Origin of the sequence: Rhodococcus opacus (genome assembly GCF_012396235.1) — a bacterium.
GTDB lineage: Bacteria > Actinomycetota > Actinomycetes > Mycobacteriales > Mycobacteriaceae > Rhodococcus_F > Rhodococcus_F opacus.
In genome coordinates this window covers 1-3311 of sequence record NZ_JAAXPA010000078.1, presented here as the reverse complement: position 1 = coordinate 3311, position 3311 = coordinate 1, and the positions used below count along the sequence as shown (strand labels likewise).

Annotated in this window: 3 protein-coding genes; all 3 read right to left on the bottom strand. The window is 63.1% G+C overall.

What is annotated here, in order from left to right:
- Positions 1 to 60 precede the first annotated feature (60 nt).
- From HGB39_RS37825 to HGB39_RS37815, 3 genes are read right to left on the bottom strand one after another with little or no spacing between them, the layout of a single operon-like run.
- On the bottom strand, positions 61 to 1101 hold the full coding sequence (locus HGB39_RS37825) for a tyrosine-type recombinase/integrase (RefSeq protein WP_168443019.1): 1041 nt from the start codon (positions 1099 to 1101) through the stop codon (positions 61 to 63).
- The gene (locus HGB39_RS37820) at positions 1098 to 2054 is read right to left on the bottom strand and encodes a tyrosine-type recombinase/integrase (protein ID WP_064081005.1); all 957 of its coding nucleotides are present in this window, start codon (positions 2052 to 2054) and stop codon (positions 1098 to 1100) included. Before HGB39_RS37820 ends, HGB39_RS37825 begins: the two co-directional genes overlap by 4 nt.
- Positions 2051 to 3259: a tyrosine-type recombinase/integrase gene (locus HGB39_RS37815; RefSeq protein ID WP_168443018.1), complete on the bottom strand. Its 1209-nt coding sequence runs from the start codon at positions 3257 to 3259 to the stop codon at positions 2051 to 2053. The genes HGB39_RS37820 and HGB39_RS37815 overlap by 4 nt, the downstream gene beginning before the upstream one ends.
- Positions 3260 to 3311 lie beyond the last annotated feature (52 nt).

Here is a 3311-nt window from a genome sequence, read left to right as displayed (position 1 = left end):
GGGGGGCGGGTCTGGTCAGTTGCCTGTTTCTGTCGGATTCTTCGGCTTAACGATTCAGGTTCATCGCAGGCTGTAGAGGGCTTGCAGTGCGTCTTCGGCGAGGGGGTGTTCGGCGGGGTCGCCGGGTGTTGGGGTGGCGGCGTCGACGGCGGCGCGCATCATGTCGATGGTGGAGAATGCGTAGAAGGCGGCGGTTGTCGAGACGTTTTCGTGGCCGAGAAGTCTCATGATGATCGGCAGTGGGATGCCGTGCCGGTAAAGGTCCATGGCCTTCGTTTTGCGCAGCATGTGGCAGTGGATCCTGGCCGGCATTGTGGGGCAGGTCTTTCGCGCGGTCGCCGCGGCCTGTTTGACTACGGCCGCGACGGTGTCGCTCGACAAGCCGACGGGCTGGCCGCCGCGGAGGCTGTAGAACAGCGGACGCGTCGCGGGTTGGCCCGCGATGTTCGGGTGGAATTCTTTCAGGTAGACGCGCAGGTGCTCGATCGTCTTGCCGGCAAGGGGCACGATTCGGGTCTTGTCGCGTTTCCCGGTGAGCGTGAGGTGCCCTGGTTTGGTCAGCGACAGGTCGGCCAGTGTGAGGGCGGTGATTTCGCTGACCCGGGCGGCGGTGTCGTGGAGCAGGATCAGGAGCATTCGGTTGCGGCGTGATTTCCCGGTGCGCCCGGTGAATACGGATAGGAAGGCTCGCGTCTGGTCTTCGGTGAGATATTCGATCGGCTTCTTCGGGGCGGACGGGGTCTTGAGGGTTCGTGCCGCCTCGCTCAGTGCCATGAGGCTGACATCCTCGGCGGCGGCGTAGGCCAGAAAAGCTTTGAGGGCGCTGATCCGCAGGGTGATGGTTCGCGCTGAATATTGTTTGTCGTCGGCGAGCCAGATCATCCATGCTTTCAGATGTGTTCGGTCGAAGTGGTCGAAGCTCACCCGTGCGCGGTCGATGTGCTCGTGGTCGGTGAGGAAGGTGAGGAAGCATTCCAAGCTGATCCGGTAGGCCTCGACCGTTTTCGGTGAGAGTCTGCGGATTGTGGGCATGTAGGTGTGCAGGAAGCCGCGCGCGAATGTGTAGAAGTCCGGCGCGCCGGTTGTGGTGTTGTGTTTCATTCGAATCCGACCTCCGGGAGCAGCGAGCCGGCACCGGCGGTGATGTGCCCGTAGGCGTCCATGAAGCCGGGCGATGTGTGAATGTAGTAGTAGGTCGACTCGACCGTTGCGTGACCCATGTAGGTCGACAGATACGGCAACATCGCGCCGACGTCGATGCCGTCGGCCATCCATCGTTCGATGTTGGCGTAGGCGAAATGGTGCCGGAAATCGTAGGGGCGGGGACGCTGTCCGCTCGCCGGTCGCGCCAAGCCGGCGTTATCCCAGATCCGGTTGAACACCACCCCGACCGTAGCGGCGGTGACCGGCTGGCCGGTCGAGGAGGTGAAGAACGTTTCCCGCCCGGCACCGATAGTCGATCTCGAGGTGTCGTCGCACGCGGCCAGCACGTCGGCGACATCACTGGTGATCGGCAGTCTGCGGCCGCGTCTGCCTTTGGACCAGATCACGTCGATGCGCCGGCCCGGCAGGTCGACGTGCTCGACCAGCAAGCGGCGGACCTCGCAGGTGCGGAGGCCCGACGAGTGCATCAGAGTGAAGAATGCGCTCGCCTGCCACCGCCACGGCGATGCCGTGTTCAGCTGTGCCGCGGCGGCGAAGAACGCGTCGATCTCCTTGGCAGTGAGCAGGTAGGGACGGGCGGGCACGACCGCGGACTTCCACCTGTCGGAGAGCACGTAGGCGTCTGTGTGCCCAGTGGCACGCAGAAAGCGGCCGAGGTCGCGGATGTATGACATCCACGACCGGTACCGGCCGGAGGTGGCCAATTGCGCTGTCACCCAGGCTTCGACGGTCTCCTGATCGAAAAGGGTCCGCTCGTGCTCGGCGCAATAGGAGTCGAACTTGTTCAGATACCAGATCCGCGAGGCACCGTCGCAACCCATCGCCCTTTTGAACTCGACGTACTCAGCCAACTGCGTCGCGAACGCGCTGGTGAATCCGTGGCCGTTCATGGCCGTGCGCTTTGCGGCACCGGCAGCACGCACCGGAGCAGCCGCTCGTCATCGATATTCATGTACTGCTTGGCCGATTCCTCGCTCGCGAGACCGAGCACCGCCGCGATGGTCGGCAACGGAGTCGCGGCCCGCAGCATCCGAGAGGCGGCGTTATGCCGCAGAAGACGGGTTCCACCCTTGACATCGGTCACCTCGGCAGCGGTGAACACCGTCGCAGTCACCCGGTGGATCGAGGCGTGATCACGAAGCCGAACATGCGGTGCCACCCGGCGTACGAACAGGTGATCGTCTTCGGTTTCGGGCCGCTCATGCACAACATAGTCGGCGAGCGTCGAGGTGAGAACGTCGATCAGCGGGACGGTGAGCGGGTTGCCCTTCTTTTGCTGCACGAGCGAGATCGTCTGCCCCTGCCAGTCGATATCGCCCAGTCGCAACGCAATGATGTCGCAGGCCCGAAGCCCGGTCGACAGTGCCAGCAAGGTGATTGCGGCGTCACGAACGCACACGATGCCGGACGTGCACGCGGCGATGATCCGCCGATGATCGTCGTCACCGAGGACCGGCACTATCGGATGGGGACGTTTCACTCCCGCCAGATTGACCGCGTCGATCAGATCTGCCCGGTTTATGAAGGTCAGGAAGGGGCGAAGGTTCGACACCACCCAAAACAACGTGGTTTTCGCCCACCTCGGCGACAACGAACCCAGGAACTCCAGAACGGTGCCACCGTCGGCGTCATCGAGTTCGACGGTTCCTCTCGACTCAAGAAAACACAGGTAGCCGCGGGCCATCCGACCATAGGCCTCACGCGTTGCTGCAGCCAAACCGCGTTCGGCCATGTCCGATTCCCACGAATCAGCAAGCACCACAAACTGAGCAGATGTCGGTCGCGGACCACCACCGCCGCGCCTACGCATCGACAGGTCGACCCGTCCGGTGGTCACGTAGGAGTCGAACAGGGCTACCAGTCGTCGGTAGTCGAACCTGCGCTGCGCGCTGAACCGTCCCGTGCGCGGGCTGGTCGTCATCGACGCGAAGCCGGCACCCAACGCTGGCGTGTAAGCATTTGCACCGTGCCGCTTCGCGTATTCGGTGAGCGCCTTGATGGTCTTTCCGTACTGCCCGATCGTCGATTCCATGTAGCCGACTGAACGCAACTCGGCAATAACAACCGCACCGATCCTGGTGATCGTCGTATCCATCGCCGTCTCCTTCCCATAGGGGCATGGACACGACAAACGTAAGCCTGACAGT

Bases quoted from the DNA above. Each gene is read 5' to 3' on its own strand.
- HGB39_RS37825 (WP_168443019.1), bottom strand. From the start codon at position 1,101: ATGAAACACAACACCACAACCGGCGCGCCGGACTTCTACACATTCGCG.
- HGB39_RS37820 (WP_064081005.1), bottom strand. From the start codon at position 2,054: ATGAACGGCCACGGATTCACCAGCGCGTTCGCGACGCAGTTGGCTGAG.
- HGB39_RS37815 (WP_168443018.1), bottom strand. From the start codon at position 3,259: ATGGATACGACGATCACCAGGATCGGTGCGGTTGTTATTGCCGAGTTG.